Raw genomic sequence first — 20,691 nt, 5'->3', positions numbered from 1 at the left:
GCTTACTCGGCGGCCTCGGTCACACCCACGAGGATTTCGCGGATCGCGGCTTCCTTAATGTCGTCATGCTCGGCAATCACGACCAGACGCGAGCGGCGTTCCTCGCCGGGCTCCCACGGGCGGTCGTATTGGTGACGCACACGGGCGCCAACGGCCTGCACCAACAGACGCATCGGTTTGCCCTGAACTGCGGCATAGCCTTTGACGCGCAGAATGTTCAGCTCATTCGCCAAACGTTCGATATTGGCGACCAGTTGGGCCGGGTCGGTCTGTTCCGGCAACTCGACTATGATGCTTTGGAAATCGTCATGCTCGTGGTCGTGATGTCCGTCGTGATGCGACGGGCGGGCATCCATGTCATCTTCGGCCGCTGCCTCAAGGCCCAGAACAACACGGACATCTACAGCCCCCTCGGCAACCTCAACCACGGGCAGCGGACGCGGGGCCTCGGCTGCAATGACTTCCTTGGCCTTAGCAACACCTTCCGGGCCTGCCAGATCGGGCTTGGTCAGCAGGATGATGTCGGCGCAGGAGATCTGATCCTCGAACACTTCGGAGAGGGGCGTTTCATGGTCGATCGAGTCATCGGCCAGGCGCTGGGCGTCAACGGCCTCGACATTCGGGGCGAAACGCCCGGCGGCGACGGCTTCGGCATCGGCCAGCGCGATCACGCCATCCACGGTGATCTTCGAGCGGATATCGGGCCAGTCAAAGGCTTTCAGCAGCGGCTTGGGCAAGGCGAGGCCAGAGGTTTCGATCAGGATGTGATCGGGTCGCGGTTCCAGCGCCATCAGGGCCTCGATGGTCGGAATGAAATCATCGGCCACGGTGCAGCAGATGCAGCCATTGGCCAGCTCCATGATGTTTTCCGCCGGGCAATCGGGGATGGCACAGGATTTCAGGATATCGCCATCAACGCCAACATCGCCAAATTCATTGACGACAACGGCCAGACGTTTGCCCTGCGGGTTCTGCATCAGGTGCTTGACCAGAGTAGTTTTGCCCGAGCCCAGAAAGCCGGTGATCACAGTGACGGGGAGTTTTTCGAGATTGCTCATTTCAGGGCTCCAATCGGGGGAATGCGGGCCGCACAGTTTTTGCGGAAATGTTCGGGACGTTCGCGCCATTTGACCAGACCGTCATCGGCGGCGAGGTACTTGGTGACGCCTTCGACAATGGTGTCGACATGGTCGGTTTCGTTCAGGTTTTCGTAAACAAAGGTCCAGCGGGTCGGCCCGCCGCGCAGCACAATCGAGCATCCCTGATCGCAGTTGGACAGGCATTCGACCGGCTTCAGCGCGATCCCCTCGGGCAAACCTGCATCTTCCAATGCCTTGTGCAGCAGGGTGCCCGGACGCTGTGCATCGTCCTCAATTGGCAGGCCACGACGACAGGTGGTGCAGACCAGCAGCTCGACTGGTGCAACCTCGGTCACGTCTCTCATCCCCCCAAATCCTCTTCGCAGGGGACGGGGTTTCATGCGGGCCACGTCTGCACATGGACCCGACACCGGATCACCCCGTCCGGTTTCAACTTCGGGCGCTGGCAGGTCTCCCGGCTTGCGGATGTCGGGGCGTTTGCCCCGGCAGATGTCCCGCCTTCCCGGCCTTACAGGCCAGTGGCATTGGGCACCCTCTCCGGTCACGGTCGCGGGGGCGGCTGCGTTTGACGGTTGCCCGCTGACGCATTCCCTTTTCATCCATCCGAAGATGGACACCAACGCAAGGGACATGCGGCACGGGCAGGGGCCTTGTCAAGCATGAGGCACACGGCGATTTCGATCAGGTCAGAAAAGCGACCAGCCTGTGTCAATCCGCGGCATGCGCAGCCAGCCGTTCCCGCAGCCAGGCGCAAAACAACCCGGCTGCGTCGGTCGGTTGGGCGGCACCCTGGGCGCTGATCAGGTAATGCGACTGGGCAAAGGGAATCGCAGGTCCTGCAATCGCGATGGGCGCAGCCTGCCGGATCGCGTTTTGGGCGAACCGTTCCAGCACCGTCGCATAACCCGCACCAGCCATCACTAGTTGCAGCGCAGCGACCGAGGTGTCGACTGAATGGCTGGGCGGTTGATCCGGAGGAGCGATATGGTTGGCCTGAAAATACCGCGCCCAGTTGTCCTCGTATCCAAGGATGTGAATGAGAGGGCCTTCTTGCAGGGTATTCAGAGTGAGGGGGCCGTCCCCGGCCCGGCACACTGGAACCAACTTTTCATCTGTCAGCTTTTCGGACTGGACCCCTGGCCAATCGCCATAACCCAGCCGGATTTCCACATCCACATCGCCTGGTGCCACGCTGTCATTCCAGATATGCGATACCAGACGCACGGGGATATCCGGATGGCGCGCGGAAAAGCCGGGCAGTTCCGCAGCGACCCAGTATGTGGCTGTCGATATCGCCGCGCGGATTGTCAGAGTCTGGCGCGAGGCGGGGCCGAATAGGCTGTTGGTGGACAGCGCAATGTCGCCGAGCGCACGCCGCACAGTCAGGGAATAAGAATGGCCCAGCTCGGTCAGCTCTAACCGCCGGGCATTCCGGGTGAACAGCTTTTGGCCCAGTTCCGCCTCGAGCGAGCGGATATGCAAAGATACCGCCGTCTGCGTCAGCCCCAGCTCTTTCGCTGTGGTCGTAAAGTTTAGATGCCGCGCAGCGGTTTCGAAACTGCGCAGCCATGCAGGGTTCGGCAGGCGGTCCATGTATCACCAAATTTTTTTGACCATAACTGGCATTATTAATCATTTTCGTTTCCGAAAGACAACACGGATACTCAAACCCGAATACGACCGTCAGGAGGGAATTATGAAAGTCGGATTTATCGGTTTGGGAAATGTGGGCGGCAAACTGTCCGGCTCGCTTCTGCGCAATGGGATTGACCTGACGGTTCATGACCTCAACTCCGATCTTGTGGCCGATTTTGTAGCCAAAGGTGCCAATGCCGCCGAAAGCCCGGCACAGATGATGCGGGATTGTGATTCCGTTATCACCTGCCTGCCGTCCCCGGCTGCCTCGGACGCAGTGATGCAGGGCATGCTGCCAGAAGTCGGGCCGGGCAAGATTTGGATGGAGATGTCGACCACCGACGAGGCCGAGGTCAAACGGCTGGGCGCCATGGTGATCGAACGGGGCGGTGCCGCCGTAGACTGCCCGGTCTCGGGCGGGTGCCACCGGGCGGCAACCGGCAATATCTCGATCTTCGCCGGATGTGATCGCGAAACCTTTGAACGCATTCTGCCGTTTTTGACCACGATGGGCCGGCGCGTGCTGCATACTGGGGAACTGGGGTCGGCTTCGGTCCTGAAAGTTTTGACCAACTATCTGGCAACGGCCAACCTGATCACCTGTGCCGAAGCGTTGGTGACGGCAAAGGCGGCCGGAATGGACCTGAACACCACCTATGAGGCGATCAAGATTTCCTCGGGCACCTCCTTTGTGCATGAAACCGAAAGTCAGGTCATTCTGAACGGGTCGCGTGACATCTCGTTCACCATGGATCTTGTCAAAAAGGATATCGGATTGTTCCAGGACGTCGCCGACCGAGCCGGAGTGCCCTTGGAAATCAACCCTGTGATGATCCGTATCTTTGAGGATGGAATTGCCCGTTATGGCGAGCGTGAACTGTCGCCGAACATCATCAAACGGTTGGAGGACTCGACCGGGCTGGATATCACCGCACCCGGTTTTCCGACCGAAATGACGGATGATGAACCGGAAGAGCCGGGCTATGAGGTCATCCCTCAGAGAGGGCAGGCCGAATAGAGCGCACCGTACGCCTTTGAAACAGGTTGAGATTTTAAAGGATTGGAGGCGAGTACCGGAATCGAACCGGTGTACACGGATTTGCAATCCGCTGCGTCACCACTCCGCCAACTCGCCTTTTCAAGTAAAATCAAATACTTGCCGTGGTGTGGCAGGCGTTTTAACACCTTTCTCTAGGGGCGTCCAGAGGGTTGCTCGCAAAAAATCCGCTTCCATGGGGTGCTGATTATTGTGGCGCGACACCAAGTCTCTGCGATCTGGCGAAACTTTCAACACCGCAGCCGTTGCTGGTTCCGTCCGGATATGGCAAAAGCCTGAAATACTTGGGACTAACATGAGCGATCCAATGACAGATTTCGCAACCCGGCGCCGTACGATGGTTGATACACAGGTTCGACCCTCGGATGTAACAAAATTTCCTATCATTGACGCCATGCTGACCGTCCAGAGAGAGAATTTTGTACCCGATGCGCAACGCGAAGCAGCATATGCTGAAGGCGTGATCGATCTTGGGGACGGTCGCTGTCTGCCCGAGCCGCGGACGTTGGCAAAAATGCTAGATGCACTGAATATCTCGAATGACGAAGTGGTTTTGGATATCGCCCCTGCGCTGGGCTATTCCACCGCCGTCGCGGCCCGAATGGCGCAGTTGGTGGTCGCTGTGGAAGAAGACGAAGATCTGGCTTCCGAAGCACAAACGATCCTGATGGAGGCAGATGCGGACAACGCGATTGTGCATGTTGGTCCGCTAGCGCAGGGCGCAACAGAACACGGTCCTTATGACGTCATCATGATTCAAGGCGGGGTTGAGCAGGTGCCCGAGGCACTGATCGCACAGTTGAAGGATCACGGGCGCATTGCCTGCCTGTTTGTCGAGGGAGAGCTTGGCACAGTGCGGATCGGGCATAAATCCGCTGGTCGGGTGACCTGGCGTCATGCATTCAATGCCAACGCCCCGGTTTTGCAGGCATTTTCTACTGAGTGTGTATTTTCGCTATAATTTTACGGCATATTTTTCTGCCGCCTTGATTAGTTGAAAACAACGGCGCAAACTGCGGTCAGGGCAGCGTAATTTTGATTTGAGAAGGATTTCGTCATGCGTTCGAGGGCAGGGGGAAAGATTTTTAAGGCAATGGCACTGACTGCGGGACTCGCGCTTAGTGCTGTGCCGGGGCGCGCGGTATGGGCTGATAACCTGACCGACGCGTTTATCGGGGCTTACAATACCAGCGGCTTGCTGGAACAGAACCGCGCCTTGCTGCGTGCAGCTGATGAAGACGTCGCAATTGCCTTGTCAGCGCTGCGTCCGATCATCAACTGGGCGGTCGAGGTTAGTCAGAACTACAACCGCAGCTCCACAAGTGCTGGGGTGGTCAGAGACGAGCCATCCAATTTTTTCACCGGCCTTACATTGAGCCAGCTTATCTATGATGGCGGCTTCTCGGTTCTTGGCAAACAATCGGCGCAGGAAACTGTATTGGCCACGCGGCAGACGTTGCTGGATGTCGAACAGGACGTCCTGTTTCGCGGTCTAAACGCCTATCTGGGTGTACTTCTGCAGGAAGAAACCGTTCAGATCCGCCTGAACAACGTGGATGTATCGGCCGAGGAATTACGGGCCTCTCAGGATCGCTTTGACGTGGGTGAGGTGACCCGGACCGACGTCGCATTGTCCGAAGCGCAGCTGGCCAGCTCGCAAGCGGATCTTGCGGTCGCGCGCGGAAACCTGAGCATTGCGCAGGCGGAATATGTCAACGCCGTGGGCAAGGCACCGGGACGTACCGCCGGTCAGCCAAGCCTGCCGAATCTGCCACGGTCCGAGGGTGAAGCTACTAGCCTTGCGCAACGTAACCACCCAGCCATTCTGTCAGCGCAGCATCAAGTGCGAGCGCTGGATTTGTTCGTGCAACAGCAGCGTGCCAACCTTGGTCCGAATGTCAGGCTGAACGCGGATGCGGGTTTGCGCGAAAGCTATGATAATGATGACAGCCTCGAGGACGCGACCATCGCGCTACGTTTTGAGCAGCCGATTTATGCAGGTGGTCGTCTGGCCGCCACGGTCCGTCGGGCGATGGCAACGCGTGACGCATCGCGCGCCAATTTGCTGAACGTGCAGAAAGACATCACCCAAGGGGTCGCGGACGCCTATGCTGCGTACCAGGCAGCAAGCGCCAGCCTGCGGGCATCAACGGAACGGGTCCGGGCCTCGCAAGTGGCTTTTGACGGTATCCGGGAGGAAGCAACCCTGGGCGCGCGGACCACTCTGGACGTGCTGAACGCTCAGCAGGACCTTTTGGACGCGCAATTGGCTGAGGTCGCATCGCGCACCGAACGGTCGCGTGCCGCTTATCAGCTGCTGGATGCGCAAGGCTTGCTGACGGCAGAGCGTCTGGGTCTGGCTGTGCAGATTTATGATCCGACCCTGTATTACAACTTGGTAAAGAAGGCTCCGGCGCAGGTCAGCCGGCAAAGCCGGGACCTGGATCGCGTCCTCAAAGCGTTGCGTCGCGACTAAGGGCAAATACTACCTGTTGTTTGGTTCGGATTGTTTGGCTACACTCGACCGTAAGGTTAGAGCGGTAGAGAACAATGACGGATAAAGTCGTAAAAGCGGGAATCGAGGACGTGTTGTCCTCGATTAAGCGTCTGGTCAGCGAAGAAGATCGGAATTTGCCGGGTGTTATGGCGTCGCCCAACTCGCGAAAACCCGGCAGGCTGGTCCTGACCGACGCATTGCGAGTCGGTGACGTGGCCGTGAAAGAGAAGCCTCAGCCCGAAAAAGTGGAGCCGGTTTACAAGGCTGAAGATTCCGTAAAACCGATGCTCTTGCGGGCCTGCGATGTTGTGAAACACGCTGAACCCGCTGCCGAACAACGAACGGGAACCGAGCCGCAGGACGGCGCGGCTGACAGTCTGAGCTCAAAGATTGAAGCGCTGGAAGCTGCCATTGCCCGAACCGAAGACCAATGGGAACCGGATGGCGACAGTGAAGATGCCTATTCCGGGACGCCGACAAAGCCGCTTGAGTGGGCTACAGAGACCGAGACGTCTACGAAGCCTTTGGAGTGGGCTGCAGAAGACGAATTCAACATAACCTATTCCGCGAAGATCAGTCAGGCTGAGACGATGTTCGAAGAAGTTGATACTGCCACAAAGGCGACTTTTGTACGGGACCCTGCGGTCGCGGCCTCTGCGTCGGCGGTGAAACCGGAAATAAAAGGACTGCGCGCGCGGCCCACAGACAAAGATGAGCTAACTGCTGGCAAAAAACCGCTGACGATGGACAAAGCTCGCCTAACTGCAGAGCAAGACGCGTTGAACATGAGCGAAGACGCGTTGCGTGATTTGATCGCGCAGGTCGTACGGGAAGAGCTGCAAGGCGTTCTGGGGCAACGTATCACTCGGAACGTTCGTAAGATGGTACGACGTGAAATTCACCGGGTGCTGGCTGATCGTGAGCTGAAATAATTCTTAGAGGCGCTTCGGCGTTCGGGCCATTTCCAGCAGGCGATCCAAATCCATATGCTGTTCCAGATGGTCTGCCAGCGCGTCTAGCGTATCCTCGACCCCATCCTCATATGACAGATTAGATTCTGCACCCAGTTGTTCTAGATAGCGGGCGCGGAAAGCGTCGGATGAAAAGATGCCGTGCAGATAGCTGCCCCGAATACGGCCTGTGCTGTCGGCGGCACCTTCCGGTCGGCCCTCGATCTCAAGCCAGGCGCGATCGCAATCCGGGCCCTCGGTTCGGCCCATGTGAATTTCATATCCGGTGACCGACTCGTTGCCCGGTATAGTGTGCGCCGTACGCAGGGTGACCTGCTTTTTACCAGCCATGATGGTGGTCACGTCCAAAAGGCCCAACCCCTCAACCGTGCCTGGACGGCCGTCGACACCATCGGGGTCAGCGATAGTTTTGCCCAGCATCTGATAGCCGCCACACAGGCCAAGCACATGGCCACCCCGACGAACATGGGCATAAAGGTCGATATCCCAGCCCTGCGCCCGGAAATAAGCCAGATCGCCGATAGTGGATTTGCTGCCCGGCAACAGCACTAGATTAGCATCGCCGGGCAGTGGTCGTCCGGCAGGGATGATTTCGACGGTGACGCCCGGTTCGGCGGATAGCGGGTCAAGATCATCGAAATTCGCCATGCGTTCCAGTTGCGGCACAACGACCTTACAGGCCCCTCCACTGTGCGAGCGGATGTCCATCATATCCTCGGCCGGTAATCTCCAGGCGTCCTGAAACCACGGTACAACGCCCACGCAGGGCCAGCCTGTGCGCGCGGCGATGTCATCACGCCCCTCGTCGAACAAGGAAACGTCACCCTTGAAGCGGTTGACGGCGAAACCAGAGATCATTTCAAGATCACCGGCATCCAGAACCGCCTGGGTGCCGACAATCTGCGCTATGACACCGCCACGGTGGATGTCCCCGACCAGAACCACAGGCACGTTAGCGGCACAGGCAAAGCCCATATTGGCGATGTCGCCTTTGCGCAGATTGGTTTCAGCGGGGCTGCCTGCGCCCTCTATCAGCACTAGATTTGCATCGCTGCACAGCCGGTCAAAGCTTTCTAGCGCGGCCCCCAGCAGTTTGGATTTGTCTTTGCGATAATCGCCCGCTTTTATTGTACCCGCGCGCTGGCCCTGAACGATAATCTGAGCGCCAGTATCGGTCTCCGGCTTCAACAGGATCGGATTCATATCCGTATGGGTTGGTCGCTTGGCTGCACGCGCCTGCAGGGCCTGCGCGCGGCCAATCTCGCCACCATTTTCGGTCACTGCGGCGTTGTTGGACATGTTCTGCGGTTTGAACGGAGCCACCTTCAACCCGCGCCGCGTATAGGCGCGGGCAAGCCCGGCCACCAAAACCGATTTTCCGACATTGCTGCCGGTGCCCTGAATCATGATGGCGCGAACCATGGTCGTCTCCTATACCTTGAGGCGCAGATGACCTGATTTGGCACCAAAGGGAAAGCCCCGGATGAACACGCCCGCGCATCTTTTGATCGGCGCCGCTGCTTTTGCGCGACCTGCGCGGGGGCCAATCCTGTGGGCTGCGGTGCTGGGCTCTGTGCTGCCCGACCTGTCGCTGTATGTCATGGTCGGGGTATCGTTGCACATTTTGGGCATCCCGCCGCAGGTCGTCTTTGACGAGTTATACTTCTCATCAGTCTGGCAGACGGTGTTTGCCATTGATAACTCGTTCATCCTGTGGGGGCTGGCGCTGATGCTTGGAGTCTGGCGGGGATGGCAGTTTCTAACGGTTGCCGCATCTGCGGGGCTGTTGCATCTGACGATGGATTTCCTGTTGCATGCGGGGGACGGACGCCCGCAATTCTGGCCTCTAAGCGATTGGGTCTTTCACAGCCCGGTCAGTTATTGGGACAGCACGCATCATGCCCTTTGGGTGGCGCCGGTTTCATTCGCCCTTTGTGCGGGGTCATACGTGGTGCTGTGGAGCAGAGGTCTGTCAGGGCCTGCAAAGCTGTTCTTTGCCGTCTTGTTGGGGGCCGAGATTTGGGTAGCCCGTCAATGGCTGCTGTTCTTTTAACCCGAAAAGAAAAACGCGCCCCGGAAGGTGGGCGCGCGTTTTTTCCTGCAGAAGTCGCCTTGATTTAAGCGGCTTCTGCCTGCTGAGCGGCATTGCGACGCTCGCTTTCTTCACGCGACAGCGCAACCGAGGTGCGCACGCCACGACCAACGAACTCCATCAGCCCGCTGACAACCCGCTCGTTCGGGTCAATACCGGCGCAGGACAACACCTCGCGGCCATCGCGCGAGCGTGCCCAACGGGCGATCTGTTCGGGGCCATTGCCGTATTTTTTGTCGTCGGCAATAGCGTCATCCAGTGCAGCCAACACAACGGCCGCGAAAAGTTTGCGTGCACGATTGCCTTGCTCGTTGTTAAAGGCAGTGCCGTCAACGAAATCTCTCATCTCGTCTTCCTTGTTGTTCTTGCTCTTGCATTTTCGGCGTGACGGTTCTTATGACCTATTAGATGTGATTCGGATACAGCTAAAATGCATAGTTGCGTTGCGTCATTTGCATAGCTTGCTGCAAGTGCAGCACTAGGTCTCGTTGTCTTGCCAGGTGTGGTCCCGCCAGATATAGGGTCGGGAACTGACGCATCAACCGTTTGTGAAGGATTTATGTCATGCCCAAGATAAATGGGAACGAAATTCGCCCCGGCAACGTGCTTGAGCATAACGACGGGCTGTGGGCTGCTGTTAAGGTCGATCACGTAAAGCCCGGTAAAGGCGGCGCTTTTGCGCAGGTCGAGCTGCGCAACCTGCGCAATGGCTCGAAATTGAATGAACGGTTCCGTTCGGCGGACAAGGTCGAGCGCGTGCGCCTGGAACAGAAAGATCAGCAGTTCCTGTACGAATCTGACGGCATGCTGGTGTTCATGGATTCTGAGACCTATGAGCAGATCGAACTGCCCGCCGAACTGCTGGGCGAACGCCGCCCGTTTCTGCAGGACGGCATGACCATCGTGGTCGAATTCTATGAAAGCGAAGCGCTGAACGCCACGCTGCCGCAGAAAGTGACCTGCAAGATCGTCGAAACTGAGCCGGTGGTCAAAGGCCAGACCGCTGCGAACTCGTTCAAGCCGGCCATTCTGGACAACGGCGTCAAGGTCATGGTGCCGCCTTTCATCGGTCAGGATGAGATGATCGTGGTGAACACCGAAAGCATGGAATATTCCGAGCGCGCATAAACCGGCGCTTTGGTGAGATTTGAAAAGACCGCGATGGCATAGGTCGCGCGGTCTTTTTTAGCGCAGCTTTCTGGGCCGACGATACTGTTCGGGGTTGGGGCCGAACAGTTCCAGCATCAGTTCGTATTTGATGCGGTTGGCGCTGACCTGCCGGTAAAAGGCGATCAGAAAGGCTGTGGGCCCCTGAATGCGGCCCAGACCGCTGGTGGCGGCGACAACGGTGCCCACATCCGTTTTGCCATTCAGAACCAGATAACCGCCCAGCATCAGTACACCGACCGTGCCGGCGCCGTTGATGACACTCAGCAGGAATTTTGCCGACAGTTTCCACAGGAACATGCGGCGGCGGGTGTTGTAGATATCGTCGAACTGGGCCTCGATATCCCGCGCCACAGCGTCAATGTCTTCGGTCGTCAGCCTGTCGGTAGAGCTGCGCAATATGCGGACCCTCTCCGCCACGAAGATGTTCACCTTGCGCTGAGAGACCAGCACAATCACGATCTGCGGCACGATCATTGAAAAGGCGATCATGCCCAGCCCGGGTTGTGTGGATGAGATATAGCCGATCACGCTGATCAGCGTGCCTATTTGCACCACCGGGTCCGAAAAGGCACCGCCAGCAAATTTGCCCAATTCCTCGGCCTCGGCCGAGATGGCCGTGGTCATGGTTCCGGTGCGCATTTTTTCACCGGTTTCGCTCAGGTCCGATGAGCGCACCAAAAGCCTCTGACGGATCATTCGAATTAGATCCTCGCCCAGCGTCCCGGCGCGGTAGCCCAGCAGCCATTTCAGGGCCAGGCTCAGCAGGATGACCGACATCATGCCCGCACCAAGGTAAAGTAGCCGCTCGGTGCCGATATTATCCGAGGTTAGATGGTTGACGATATCGCGCTGAAACTCCAACGGAACAGCGGCAAGGCCTGCGATGGCAATGGACAGGACGATCAGGATAATCTGCCGCCCGGCGCTGGCACGCCAGATCGCAGCGTATAACTTAAGCATAGGCGCATCCGTTCAATGTACGGATCGCAGTGTGGCAGCGCACCGAATGTGTTCAAAGGGTGCAGGGCCGTTCAGCAGATCAGCCGTGCTGGAATGGCAACATGTTAAGCCTCTAGCGTGACTGTGGCCTCGGCTGCTTGCATTTCGCCAGTGGCGCGATCAAACCGGAGATAGGCAATTCCCCGACCGTTCGACTGGGTGAACAACGTACCAGCCGGTTTGCCGCCCGACGTGATCTCGGTCCCGACAGGCGCGGTACCATTGACCCGCACGCTGCGCAGCCCTTTGCGCAGCTCGGTCTTGTGCTTCATCCGAGCGGTGACTTCCTGCCCGACATAGCACCCTTTTTTGAAATCAACGCCGTTCAACCATTCGAACCCGGTTTCAAGGATGTAGCTGTCCGGTGTCAGTTCGATGCCGGTTTCCGGAATGCAATGTTGCACACGGATGGCATTCCAGTCGGTACCGTCTTCGGCCTCGGCCCCAGCCGTATAGGCCCGCCACCCCATATCCGGGTGGCGCGGGTCGAGCAGGGCACCCGCGGGTGCGGGGCCTGTGCCGCGTTGTAGGTTCAGGCCGCTGTCGTCAATCGATACATCGGCGCGCAGCTTGTACATGCTCAGCCGTTTGACGAAGCCGTCCGCGATATCCTCGGCGACGTCCAGCAGCACCGTATCGTCGTCGCGTTTCAGGAAGAAATCCGCCAGATACTTGCCCTGAGGGGTCAGCAGTGCGGCGTAGACCAGCCCGCGATCCAGCCCGGATATATCATTGGTGACCAGCCCCTGAAGAAAGCTGTCAGTGTCCGAACCGCTAAGGCGCAGAATACGGCGATTGGGCATGGGGTGGTCCTCGTCTTTTCCCTTGGCCTCGTGATATAGGAGATCGCGCCGCCATGACCAGAGGGTTTCCACCTTGCCAGCACCGATCAGCATCGTCATCCCGACCCTGAACGCGGGTGAGGCCTTGTTGGCAAGCCTGCCTGCCTTGATGGAGGGATTGCACACGGGTCTGGTCCGCGAGCTGATCGTCACCGATGGCGGATCGACCGACCAGACACTTGAGATTGCCGAAGAGGCAGGGGCCGAGATCGTGACCGGGACACCCTCACGCGGAGGGCAGCTGCGACAGGGCTGTGCGGTTGCCAAAAGTGAATGGCTGTTGGTTCTGCATGCCGATACCATTCTGCAAGACGGGTGGAGCAAAGAAGTAGGAGAGCATCTGCCAACGGGCAAACCTGCAGCTTTCCGTCTAGCCTTTCGGGCGCGCGGGTTCTGGCCAGCGTGGGTCGCCGGCTGGGCCAATCTGCGCAGCCAGGTGTTCAACCTGCCTTATGGCGATCAGGGGCTGCTGGTGCCACGTCGCGTTTATGAGAAAGCCGAAGGTTACCCGGACCAACCTTTGATGGAGGACGTTGCGCTGGTACGCGCTTTGCCTCGCATCACACTGCTGAGCTCTCGTGCAGTTACGAGTGCGGACCGCTATGCGCGGGCGGGGTGGGTACGTCGGGGGGCACGGAATCTGTGGACTCTGACCCGGTATTTTCTCGGGGCCGATCCGGAACGCTTGGCGCAGGCATACCGGCGCTGAGCGTTGTGCGCAGCTCGACAATGGATTTACCCAACCGGAACGGGGCGGCAAAGCTGACCAGACATAGCGCCACGATCTGCAACACCAGAATATGCGCATTCTCCTGCAGGTACTCCCATTCGTCTTTCAGCTTTCCAACCTGCTCTACCAGATCATCATAGCTTTGGGCGAGGATCAGATAGTCCCCGGCAATGGCGGGCACCTTGCGGCGCATATTGTCGATCGCAACCCGAGTAGCGTCATCCAAAGTGGTGAAGACCAGAAACTGATCGATGCTGAACGCATCGGCCTTGGCGGTCATGGCGCGTATTTCGTCCTGTTCGTCCCTCGCTTGCCCTCCAAGCAGGAAATGCAGCCCCTGCAGAGGCGCGACCTCGTTGGTTACGGCGATGAATAGCGGCAGGTCTGCATTGCTGGCGGTTGACGCTGAAAGGAATTCAACCTTATCGCACAGAACGGCGGTGTCCGGGTCATAAGCAGGGTCGCAAAACCGAAGCCGGAACCGTGCGGCATCGCGGTCAAAGGCAAGCGTTGCGGCATAGGCCACGTCAATCTGCCGATCCAGCCGCGAACTGTCCGATGTATAAAGCCCGGCCAGAACCGCCACCAGCGCACCGATTCCGCCCAGAACGACCCAGACCAGATCGGCCAGTTTCCAGGCCCGATGCCCGGCAGGTTTGCGAAACAGAAACGCGGTGCCAACCGATCCGATGATAAAGAACAAGATCAGCAGCGGCAGTTGATTGTCGGTCACAAACGTCATGACACCAAAGTGACCGCGCACCCGCGTGCTGGCAACACTCCTCACGCTCAGTTGTAGAGATTCGGCGTTAAGAACCCGAGCTTTGGCCGAATTTCCGGAACAGCTTGGTACGGTCGAAGGCCTGTTCCAACTCGTCAGTGCGTTCTTTGACCGAATCCCACAGGCGTTCCTGAACTTCGGCGATCACGCATTCCAACAGCATCAGAATGGCGGCCATCGAATCCCATGCAGACGGCACGGCGATCCGCGCAGCAAAAGTATGTTTGGCCAGACGGTGAATGGGCGAGCGCCATTGATCGGTGAACAGTACGATCTCGGCCTCGCGTTCCTGGCACAACTGCCCGATCAGCATGGTCGAGTTCTCGTACCGCCGCACATCCAACGCAATAAGCACGTCGCCCTTGCGCACATCCAGCAGGTCATGGGTCCAGGAGGCCGCGAAGGGCAGCAGACGCACGTCCGGGCGGATCATCTGCAGGTGCAAGTAGAGATACTGCGCCAGCGTGCCGGTGATGCGCCCTCCAGTAATGAAGATGCGCCGTTCAGAGTCGCTGAGCAGATTGCAGAAGCTGTCAAATTCCGCCGGGTCGACTTCGTCAATCGTGCGTTTCTGATTGGCAAGCGTCTGTTGGGAATAACGGTTCAGAATATGCTCTTCGGGCAGGTCGTTTTGCCAGACGTCGCGCTTGGCAATCGGCCCCGAGATCATCTCTTTGACCTCACCCCTTAAGGCGGCCTGGAACCGCGGATAACCGTCAAACCCAGTTTTCTGCAGCATGCGCGCAACCGTCGTGGTGGACACCGAGGCCGCGCTGGCCAGTTCGGTGATGCTACCCAAACCTGCCATGGGGTAGTCGTCCAGCAGGACGCTGATCAGTTGCCTCTCGGATGGGGTCAGCTTGTCCCGGTGGGCCAGAAGCCTGTCCGTTACCCGCACGTCTGGGTCCTTTCGATCCTGCGCTATGTCAAAAATTTAACAGCGCGTTCAGGTTTGGATCATTTTATACAGGAAAAATATTGACAGGTGAATGCTTCATGTGGAAATTTTTACATCGACACTACTCTCGGAATCGCAGGGCGGCACATTGGACTTCGGAACTGTTGTTCATACGGATACAGCGGACGGCGCACCTATGGTGCTGCTGGTGTGCGAACACGCCTCGAACCGTATCCCTGAATTTCTGGGCGATATGGGACTGACACCCGAAGCGCGTGAAAGCCATATAGCGTGGGATCCCGGCGCGTTGGGCGTAGCGCGGCATATGGCGGTGCAGATGTCTGCACCGTTGGTCCATGGCGGCGTGTCGCGGCTGGTTTATGACTGCAACCGCCCGCCCGAAGCCGCAGGCGCCATGCCGGTCAGAAGTGAAGAGTACGACGTCCCCGCCAACGCGGCGATGACTTTGGATGAGCGGCAAGCCCGGATTGAAAATGTTTATGTGCCGTTTTCTAACACCCTGTCTGGGCAGATCATGCAACATCCTTCGCTGCAGCTGATGGTGACAGTGCACAGTTTCACTCCGGTTTATCACGGCCATAAGCGGGAAGTGGAACTGGGTATCCTACATGGCAAAGATGATCGGTTCGCCTTGGCTATGATGCAGTCGGTGCCAGCCGATTCACCTTATGTAACCCAATTAAATGAACCTTATACGGCGGCGGACGGAGTGGCGCATACGCTGGATACCCAGGCGTGGCCCAATGGTTTGGCGAACGTGATGATTGAGATACGCAACGACCTGATACGCACACCTGAACAGCAACGCGCCATGGCCAGGCATCTTGTGGATTGGATCAATCGCACCTTGGCCGGGTTTCAAACAGAGGGTGCGGCATGATCCGGGCGATGGCGGCATATGTGCACGTGGTCGATGCGGTCAATTATCGAATTGGCCGAGTGATGATGTGGGGGCTGTTCGTGATGATGGGGATCCTACTGTGGTCCTCGATTTCGAAAACTTTCTTTCTGCCATCGCTCTGGACGCTGGAAATGGCACAGTTCGCAATGGTGACCTATTACATCGTGGGCGGGCCATATTCGATCCAGATGGGATCGAACGTGCGGATGGACTTGTTTTATCACAACTGGAGCCCGCACAAGAAAGCTTGGTTCGACGCGTTTACCGTGATCCTGCTGATCCTCTATCTGGGCGTTCTGTTCTATGGCGGGTTGGGTTCGACAGCCTATAGCCTTGGCTATTGGGGGGACGAGCCGGTGTCCTACTTCACCGGCCTATTAACCGGCAGTGAAGAGATCGGTCGGTTGGAGCGGTCCTCGACCGCGTGGCGGCCCTATATCTGGCCGATCAAAACCATTATGGTTTTCGGCTTTTTCCTGATGCTGCTGCAGGCGATTTCAGAATTCTTCAAAGACATAGCCCGGATCAACGGGCAGGAGATCGGGGTGCCGCAGGCATGAGCCACGAATTTATCGCCATTTTCATGTTCGCGTCGATGATGCTGATGCTGTTCACCGGCCAGCGTGTTTTTGGCGCGATCGGTGCGGTCGCCACCATCTCAGCTCTTGCGCTTTGGGGGACCGGTGGTCAGGATATCCCGTTCTCGGCGGCGATGAAGCTGATGAAGTGGTATCCGTTGCTGACGCTGCCGATGTTCATTTTCATGGGCTATGTGCTCAGCGAAAGCCGTCTGGCTGATGACCTGTACCGGATGTTCCATGTGTGGATGGGGCCGGTGAATGGTGGGCTGGCGATTGGAACCATCGGGCTGATGGTATTGGTTTCGGCCATGAATGGCCTCAGTGTTGCGGGTATGGCCATCGGAGCGACGATTGCTCTGCCGGAACTATTGCGGCGCGGGTACGACAAAACCATGGTGACCGGGGTAATTCAGGCCGGGTCCAGTCTGGGTATCCTTGTGCCGCCATCCGTGGTGCTAGTGCTTTATGCCATGATTGCGCGGCAACCGGTTGGGCAGCTTTGGCTGGCCGGTATCCTTCCGGGCCTGCTGATGGCGGGTCTGTTCATCCTGTACATCTGGATACGCTGTCGAATTCAGCCCCACCTTGGCCCTACGATGGAAGACGCGCACACCGTGCCGCGGGCCGAGAAAATCCGGCTGCTCGGGGCAGGGGCACTGCCGCTGATCATTTTCGCCGCGATGATGGTGCCGTTTGTTAATGGCTGGACTTCGCTGGTGGAAAGCTCGGCCATCGGGGCGCTGGCGGCACTGATCGTGTCGGTCGTCAAGCGCCGCATGACCTGGAAGATATTCGAAGACTGCACCAAGCAGACTCTGGCGATTTCATGTATGTTCATGTGGATAATCCTTGCCGCGTTGGGCTTTGGTGCTGTGTTTGACGGTCTGGGAGCGGTGAAAGCCATCGAAAACCTGTTCACCGAACAACTGGGCCTGTCGCCCTGGATGATCCTGATCCTGATGCAGCTAAGCTTTATCGTCATGGGTACGTTTCTGGACGACACTGCGATGCTGGTCATCGTAGCGCCACTTTACGTGCCGCTGGTTGGTCTGCTGGGCTTTGATCTAATCTGGTACGGGGTGCTGTATACGATCACCACGCAGATCGCTTATATGACACCGCCTTTTGGCTATAATCTGTTCTTGATGCGGGCCATGGCCCCGCCCGAGATCAGCCTGAAAGACATTTACCGCTCGGTCATTCCCTTCGTCGGAGTGATGGTGCTGGCCCTGATAATTATTATGACATTCCCGGAAATTGCGCTTTGGCTGCCCGGCTATGTCTATGGAAATTAATAAGAATGCCCAACGAACGGGCACGCAAACTTCAACGGAGAGGAAATTGACATGACGACAAGACGTAAGTTTCTGAAAACTGCCGGGGTGGGCGTTGCAGCTGCACCTCTGGCCGCGCCCGCGCTGGCACAGAATACGATTACGTGGCGGTTGCAGACCTATGCAGGGCCGTCGCTTGCAGCCCATGTGATTGACCCGGCTATTGCCATGTTCAATCAAATCGCAGGCGACCGTATGCAGATCGAGCTGTTCTATTCGGATCAGATCGTGCCCACCGGGGAACTGTTCCGCGCAATGCAGAAAGGCACCATCGACGCGGTGCAATCTGATGATGACTCGATGGCTTCGCCAACGGAACTAACTGTTTTTGGAGGATATTTTCCATTTGCTTCGCGTTATTCCCTAGACGTTCCAGTCCTGTTTAACCAATGGGGCTTGAATGAGATTTGGGACGAGGAATATGCCAAGGTCGGCGTCAAACACATTAGCGCCGGGGCCTGGGATCCCTGCCACTTTGCCACCAAGGACCCGATTAACTCGTTGGAAGATATGAAAGGCAAACGCGTCTTTACCTTCCCAACGGCGGGCCGGTTCCTCAGCCAGTTCGGCGTGGTTCCCGTGACGTTGCCATGGGAAGATATCGAGGTAGCTGTGCAAACCGGAGAGCTTGATGGCGTTGCATGGTCCGGCATCACCGAAGACTATACCGTCGGATGGGCGGATGTGACCAACTACTTCCTGACAAACAATATTTCGGGTGCATGGGCGGGCCACTTCTTTGCCAATATGGATCGTTGGAACGAATTGCCCGAAGACCTGCAAACCTTGTTCCGCGCCTGTTGTGACCAATCGCATTACTACCGTCAGTGGTGGTATTGGGGCGGTGAAGCCAATCTGCGCGTCAATGGCACCAAAATGCAGCTGACGACAATTCCGGACGAAGAATGGGCGACGGTCGAGCAAGCCGCCGTCAAGTTCTGGGACGAAATCGCCGCCGAGTCCGAGCTCAAGGCCAAGGTGGTCGATATCTTCAAACGCTACAACGCCGAAATGCAAAAGGCAGGGCGACCTTATCGCTACGGCTAAAACCAATATCCCGACGCGAGTGAAAGACCTTGCGTCGGGATTAGACCGAGGGAAATGAAACCCAATATGCTAGCATCCATACCGAGAACAAGAATAAGACCCCTGAGGCGCCGCCGCGCTGACCGGGGCGGGAAGGTATGAGCATATGGCCATAGCAGGCTTTTTGATCGAGATTTTCGCGGCGACCATGTTGCTGCTGTTTGCCGTTCGCCTGGTGCGCACCGGTATCGAGCGGCGCTTTGGTGCCCTATTCCAATCGATCCTGACCCGCCATACCAACAGCTTCGTTGCGGGTGGGGCCGGTATGGTTCTAGCAACGATACTACAAAGCTCGGCTGCTGTGGCAGTTCTGCTGACCGGGTTTGCCGCGGCTGGCATGGTCAGCTTTGGAATGGCTCTGGCTGGCGTTCTTGGGGCCGATTTGGGTTCGGCGCTGGTTATTCAGGTTCTGTCTTACGATCTGGGTTGGTTGCAGCCTGCCTTGCTAGCCCTTGGCGGGTGGCTGTACCTGAAATCGGATCGCGCAAATGTGCGGCTGATGGGCAGGATCATCCTAGGCGTCGCGTTCATTCTGGTTTCACTTCAGTTTCTGCGCGAGGCGGTAGATCCGATCCGCGAAAGCGCGTTCCTGCCTGCAATCGCGGGTTATCTGGAAAATGACTATTTCACCTCCTTTATCGTCGGCGCGGTATTGGCGTTTGTAATGCACAGTTCGGTCGCAACGATCCTGATGTGCGTGACGCTTGTTCAAATCGGGGCAATACCATTTGCTGCCGGGCTGTCACTGGTGCTGGGGGCCAATCTGGGCTCGGCCTTCATCCCGATCTGGCTGACGCGCGATCTAACGATTTCTGCGCGGCGCATCCCGCTAGCCAACCTGCTATTGCGGGGCAGTGCTGCGCTGATCATGCTCATCGCGGTCAACGTGACAGGCACGCATGAGGCGCTGATGGTTGCCGGGGCAGGGCAGTCGCTGATCTTAGCGCATATCGGTTTCAACCTGGCTGTGTTCCTGCTGGCGACCGGCTTTGTGAACTGGCTGGAACGCCCGATGACCGTGCTGCTGCCCGAACCCAAAGTCGAGACTAATGTGATGGACCAGTTCACAGACGTGCTTAGCCCGCTGGGCGATCCCAGCGCGTCGGGAGCGAGCGTGGCAATGTCCTCGGTTCGGCATGAACTGCTGCAAATGGTGACCCAGGTTGAGCGCATGTTCCGCCCTGTGCTGGATATCTATGAGAAGGACGACAGCGACGCTATCTCTGCCCTGTGGGAGCAGGACAAGAAAGTGAATGCGCAGCTAACCGAAATCCGCCGCTTCGTCGCCCGCATGCCGCGTCAAAACATGAGCAAGGCGCAGGTGAAGTCCGCACGCGAGCTGGTGGAATACGCCATCCGGCTTGAGGCTGCCGGCGATGTGGTTTCAAACCGCATGACCCGAACAGCGCAGATCAAGCACACCGAACGTTCCGAGTTTTCGGTGCAGGGTTGGAAAGAGCTTACGGACCTGCATGCGGAGGTACTGGAAAGCTTCTCTCTGGCCCGTCACGTTCTGTTGGTTGATGACATGGATTGCGCCCGCCGTCTGGTGCTGGACAAGGCCGAAGTTAAACGGATGTCGCGCGACAGCCGCAAGGCGCATCTGAAACGTCTTGAGCGTGGACAGACTGAAAGCTTCCAATCCAGCGATCTGCATCTTGAGACGTTGCGCGCGATGCGTGACCTGCACGGGCATATCGCCGCCATCGCCTATCCGATCCTCTACAAAAGCGGGCAGGTTCTGGAAACGCGCCTGGTTATGGAAATGGAAAAGAACGCAGCCGAGGATTAACGGCTCGTTGAAAGCAGCAAGAGGCTGGGGTCTCTAACAGTGACGAGGGATGAACGGAATGGGCGATGACGCGCGTTTGGAGGATCTGAGGTCGCAGGTTTCTGCGGGTGAGATTGACACGGTTTTGGTTTGTTTTGTTGACATGCAGGGTCGTTTGATGGGGAAGCGGTTTCATGCGGGTCATTTTGTTGGTGGTGCGTGGGA

20 protein-coding genes, 1 tRNA gene, 1 pseudogene and 1 riboswitch are annotated in these 20,691 nt (G+C 57.7%); of the genes and pseudogenes, 13 read left to right on the top strand and 9 right to left on the bottom strand.

The features are described 5' to 3' along the window. Positions 1–2: 2 nt before the first annotated feature. From cobW to ACR0DT_RS21955, 3 genes are all read right to left on the bottom strand, one after another. The gene (cobW, locus tag ACR0DT_RS21965; RefSeq protein ID WP_480712811.1) at positions 3–1,058 is read right to left on the bottom strand and encodes a cobalamin biosynthesis protein CobW; all 1,056 of its coding nucleotides are present in this window, start codon (positions 1,056–1,058) and stop codon (positions 3–5) included. After that, positions 1,055–1,444: a DUF1636 family protein gene (locus ACR0DT_RS21960; protein ID WP_480712810.1), complete on the bottom strand. Its 390-nt coding sequence runs from the start codon at positions 1,442–1,444 to the stop codon at positions 1,055–1,057. Before ACR0DT_RS21960 ends, cobW begins: the two co-directional genes overlap by 4 nt. An 83-nt stretch (positions 1,445–1,527) precedes the next feature. Next, a riboswitch (cobalamin riboswitch) is annotated at positions 1,528–1,736 on the bottom strand. Positions 1,737–1,808: 72 nt separating this feature from the next. Then, the gene (locus tag ACR0DT_RS21955; RefSeq protein WP_480712809.1) at positions 1,809–2,693 is read right to left on the bottom strand and encodes a LysR substrate-binding domain-containing protein; all 885 of its coding nucleotides are present in this window, start codon (positions 2,691–2,693) and stop codon (positions 1,809–1,811) included. 103 nt (positions 2,694–2,796) lie between these two features. On the opposite strand from ACR0DT_RS21955, the gene ACR0DT_RS21950 reads away from it, so the two are divergent. Next, on the top strand, positions 2,797–3,753 hold the full coding sequence (locus ACR0DT_RS21950; protein WP_480712808.1) for an NAD(P)-dependent oxidoreductase: 957 nt from the start codon (positions 2,797–2,799) through the stop codon (positions 3,751–3,753). Between the two features lie 43 nt (positions 3,754–3,796). Here the strand turns inward: ACR0DT_RS21950 and ACR0DT_RS21945 are convergent. Then, positions 3,797–3,870 (bottom strand) — tRNA-Cys (locus ACR0DT_RS21945). Between the two features lie 229 nt (positions 3,871–4,099). Between ACR0DT_RS21945 and ACR0DT_RS21940 the strand changes: the two genes are divergently transcribed. The 3 genes from ACR0DT_RS21940 to ACR0DT_RS21930 all read left to right on the top strand — a co-directional run bounded on the left by ACR0DT_RS21940 (position 4,100) and on the right by ACR0DT_RS21930 (position 7,221). Further along, the gene (locus ACR0DT_RS21940) at positions 4,100–4,753 is read left to right on the top strand and encodes a protein-L-isoaspartate O-methyltransferase family protein (RefSeq protein WP_480712807.1); all 654 of its coding nucleotides are present in this window, start codon (positions 4,100–4,102) and stop codon (positions 4,751–4,753) included. A gap of 96 nt (positions 4,754–4,849) precedes the next feature. Beyond that, positions 4,850–6,268 carry a TolC family outer membrane protein gene (locus ACR0DT_RS21935; RefSeq protein WP_480712806.1) on the top strand — a complete coding sequence of 473 codons (1,419 nt, stop codon included), beginning with the start codon at positions 4,850–4,852 and terminating at the stop codon, positions 6,266–6,268. A gap of 74 nt (positions 6,269–6,342) precedes the next feature. Continuing rightward, positions 6,343–7,221: a prolipoprotein diacylglyceryl transferase gene (locus ACR0DT_RS21930; protein ID WP_480712805.1), complete on the top strand. Its 879-nt coding sequence runs from the start codon at positions 6,343–6,345 to the stop codon at positions 7,219–7,221. Positions 7,222–7,224: 3 nt separating this feature from the next. Here the strand turns inward: ACR0DT_RS21930 and ACR0DT_RS21925 are convergent, their stop codons facing one another. Then, positions 7,225–8,682: a cobyric acid synthase gene (locus ACR0DT_RS21925; protein WP_480712804.1), complete on the bottom strand. Its 1,458-nt coding sequence runs from the start codon at positions 8,680–8,682 to the stop codon at positions 7,225–7,227. A 61-nt stretch (positions 8,683–8,743) separates the two neighbouring features. Here ACR0DT_RS21925 and ACR0DT_RS21920 point away from each other — a divergent pair, with 61 nt between their 5' ends. After that, the gene (locus tag ACR0DT_RS21920) at positions 8,744–9,313 is read left to right on the top strand and encodes a cobalamin biosynthesis protein CobQ (protein WP_480712803.1); all 570 of its coding nucleotides are present in this window, start codon (positions 8,744–8,746) and stop codon (positions 9,311–9,313) included. Between the two features lie 64 nt (positions 9,314–9,377). Here ACR0DT_RS21920 and ACR0DT_RS21915 read toward each other — a convergent pair whose 3' ends face one another. Continuing rightward, positions 9,378–9,698: a DUF6280 family protein gene (locus tag ACR0DT_RS21915; protein WP_037310273.1), complete on the bottom strand. Its 321-nt coding sequence runs from the start codon at positions 9,696–9,698 to the stop codon at positions 9,378–9,380. A gap of 218 nt (positions 9,699–9,916) precedes the next feature. Between ACR0DT_RS21915 and efp the strand changes: the two genes are divergently transcribed. Continuing rightward, positions 9,917–10,480 carry an elongation factor P gene (gene efp / locus ACR0DT_RS21910; RefSeq protein WP_170349189.1) on the top strand — a complete coding sequence of 188 codons (564 nt, stop codon included), beginning with the start codon at positions 9,917–9,919 and terminating at the stop codon, positions 10,478–10,480. 57 nt (positions 10,481–10,537) lie between these two features. On the opposite strand, the gene ACR0DT_RS21905 is transcribed toward efp, so the two are convergent. Then, positions 10,538–11,482 carry an ABC transporter transmembrane domain-containing protein gene (locus tag ACR0DT_RS21905; protein ID WP_480712802.1) on the bottom strand — a complete coding sequence of 315 codons (945 nt, stop codon included), beginning with the start codon at positions 11,480–11,482 and terminating at the stop codon, positions 10,538–10,540. Positions 11,483–11,586: 104 nt separating this feature from the next. After that, entirely contained in the window at positions 11,587–12,324 is a 738-nt protein-coding gene (gene ygfZ / locus ACR0DT_RS21900; protein WP_480712874.1) for a CAF17-like 4Fe-4S cluster assembly/insertion protein YgfZ, read from the bottom strand. A 73-nt stretch (positions 12,325–12,397) separates the two neighbouring features. Between ygfZ and ACR0DT_RS21895 the strand changes: the two genes are divergently transcribed. Continuing rightward, a complete protein-coding gene (locus ACR0DT_RS21895) occupies positions 12,398–13,072 on the top strand; it encodes a TIGR04283 family arsenosugar biosynthesis glycosyltransferase (RefSeq protein WP_480712801.1) in 675 nt (224 codons plus the stop codon). Between the two features lie 830 nt (positions 13,073–13,902). Here the strand turns inward: ACR0DT_RS21895 and ACR0DT_RS21890 are convergent. Then, on the bottom strand, positions 13,903–14,772 hold the full coding sequence (locus tag ACR0DT_RS21890; protein ID WP_480712800.1) for a MurR/RpiR family transcriptional regulator: 870 nt from the start codon (positions 14,770–14,772) through the stop codon (positions 13,903–13,905). A 100-nt stretch (positions 14,773–14,872) separates the two neighbouring features. On the opposite strand from ACR0DT_RS21890, the gene ACR0DT_RS21885 reads away from it, so the two are divergent. The 6 genes and pseudogenes from ACR0DT_RS21885 to ACR0DT_RS21860 form a co-directional block, all read left to right on the top strand. Further along, positions 14,873–15,673 (top strand): N-formylglutamate amidohydrolase, encoded by an 801-nt coding sequence (locus ACR0DT_RS21885; protein ID WP_480712799.1) that lies wholly within the window; start codon positions 14,873–14,875, stop codon positions 15,671–15,673. After that, positions 15,670–16,254 (top strand): TRAP transporter small permease subunit, encoded by a 585-nt coding sequence (locus ACR0DT_RS21880; RefSeq protein ID WP_480712798.1) that lies wholly within the window; start codon positions 15,670–15,672, stop codon positions 16,252–16,254. Before ACR0DT_RS21885 ends, ACR0DT_RS21880 begins: the two co-directional genes overlap by 4 nt. Beyond that, a complete protein-coding gene (locus ACR0DT_RS21875) occupies positions 16,251–17,570 on the top strand; it encodes a TRAP transporter large permease (protein WP_480712797.1) in 1,320 nt (439 codons plus the stop codon). The genes ACR0DT_RS21880 and ACR0DT_RS21875 overlap by 4 nt, the downstream gene beginning before the upstream one ends. Before the next feature lie 51 nt (positions 17,571–17,621). Further along, the gene (locus tag ACR0DT_RS21870; RefSeq protein WP_480712796.1) at positions 17,622–18,656 is read left to right on the top strand and encodes a TRAP transporter substrate-binding protein; all 1,035 of its coding nucleotides are present in this window, start codon (positions 17,622–17,624) and stop codon (positions 18,654–18,656) included. Between the two features lie 145 nt (positions 18,657–18,801). Further along, positions 18,802–20,487, top strand: coding sequence for a Na/Pi cotransporter family protein (locus ACR0DT_RS21865; protein WP_480712795.1), 1,686 nt, complete (start codon positions 18,802–18,804; stop codon positions 20,485–20,487). A gap of 58 nt (positions 20,488–20,545) precedes the next feature. Then, positions 20,546–20,691: pseudogene (locus ACR0DT_RS21860) on the top strand (glutamine synthetase); the annotation flags it as partial.

The sequence above is a fragment of the Ruegeria sp. BI11 genome (assembly GCF_056538005.1).
Note: the sequence above shows the minus strand (reverse complement) of the source record. Positions and strands in the feature narration are given on the sequence as shown.

What these genes read in the sequence shown, in the direction of transcription:
- ACR0DT_RS21915 (WP_037310273.1), bottom strand. Translation starts at nt 9,698, where the DNA reads ATGAGAGATTTCGTTGACGGCACTGCCTTTAACAACGAGCAAGGCAAT.
- ACR0DT_RS21935 (WP_480712806.1), top strand. Translation starts at nt 4,850, where the DNA reads ATGCGTTCGAGGGCAGGGGGAAAGATTTTTAAGGCAATGGCACTGACT.
- ACR0DT_RS21925 (WP_480712804.1), bottom strand. Translation starts at nt 8,682, where the DNA reads ATGGTTCGCGCCATCATGATTCAGGGCACCGGCAGCAATGTCGGAAAA.
- cobW (WP_480712811.1), bottom strand. Translation starts at nt 1,058, where the DNA reads ATGAGCAATCTCGAAAAACTCCCCGTCACTGTGATCACCGGCTTTCTG.
- ACR0DT_RS21865 (WP_480712795.1), top strand. Translation starts at nt 18,802, where the DNA reads ATGGCCATAGCAGGCTTTTTGATCGAGATTTTCGCGGCGACCATGTTG.
- efp (WP_170349189.1), top strand. Translation starts at nt 9,917, where the DNA reads ATGCCCAAGATAAATGGGAACGAAATTCGCCCCGGCAACGTGCTTGAG.
- ACR0DT_RS21905 (WP_480712802.1), bottom strand. Translation starts at nt 11,482, where the DNA reads ATGCTTAAGTTATACGCTGCGATCTGGCGTGCCAGCGCCGGGCGGCAG.
- ACR0DT_RS21875 (WP_480712797.1), top strand. Translation starts at nt 16,251, where the DNA reads ATGAGCCACGAATTTATCGCCATTTTCATGTTCGCGTCGATGATGCTG.
- ACR0DT_RS21920 (WP_480712803.1), top strand. Translation starts at nt 8,744, where the DNA reads ATGAACACGCCCGCGCATCTTTTGATCGGCGCCGCTGCTTTTGCGCGA.
- ygfZ (WP_480712874.1), bottom strand. Translation starts at nt 12,324, where the DNA reads ATGCCCAATCGCCGTATTCTGCGCCTTAGCGGTTCGGACACTGACAGC.
- ACR0DT_RS21940 (WP_480712807.1), top strand. Translation starts at nt 4,100, where the DNA reads ATGACAGATTTCGCAACCCGGCGCCGTACGATGGTTGATACACAGGTT.
- ACR0DT_RS21955 (WP_480712809.1), bottom strand. Translation starts at nt 2,693, where the DNA reads ATGGACCGCCTGCCGAACCCTGCATGGCTGCGCAGTTTCGAAACCGCT.
- ACR0DT_RS21870 (WP_480712796.1), top strand. Translation starts at nt 17,622, where the DNA reads ATGACGACAAGACGTAAGTTTCTGAAAACTGCCGGGGTGGGCGTTGCA.
- ACR0DT_RS21930 (WP_480712805.1), top strand. Translation starts at nt 6,343, where the DNA reads ATGACGGATAAAGTCGTAAAAGCGGGAATCGAGGACGTGTTGTCCTCG.
- ACR0DT_RS21880 (WP_480712798.1), top strand. Translation starts at nt 15,670, where the DNA reads ATGATCCGGGCGATGGCGGCATATGTGCACGTGGTCGATGCGGTCAAT.
- ACR0DT_RS21950 (WP_480712808.1), top strand. Translation starts at nt 2,797, where the DNA reads ATGAAAGTCGGATTTATCGGTTTGGGAAATGTGGGCGGCAAACTGTCC.
- ACR0DT_RS21960 (WP_480712810.1), bottom strand. Translation starts at nt 1,444, where the DNA reads ATGAGAGACGTGACCGAGGTTGCACCAGTCGAGCTGCTGGTCTGCACC.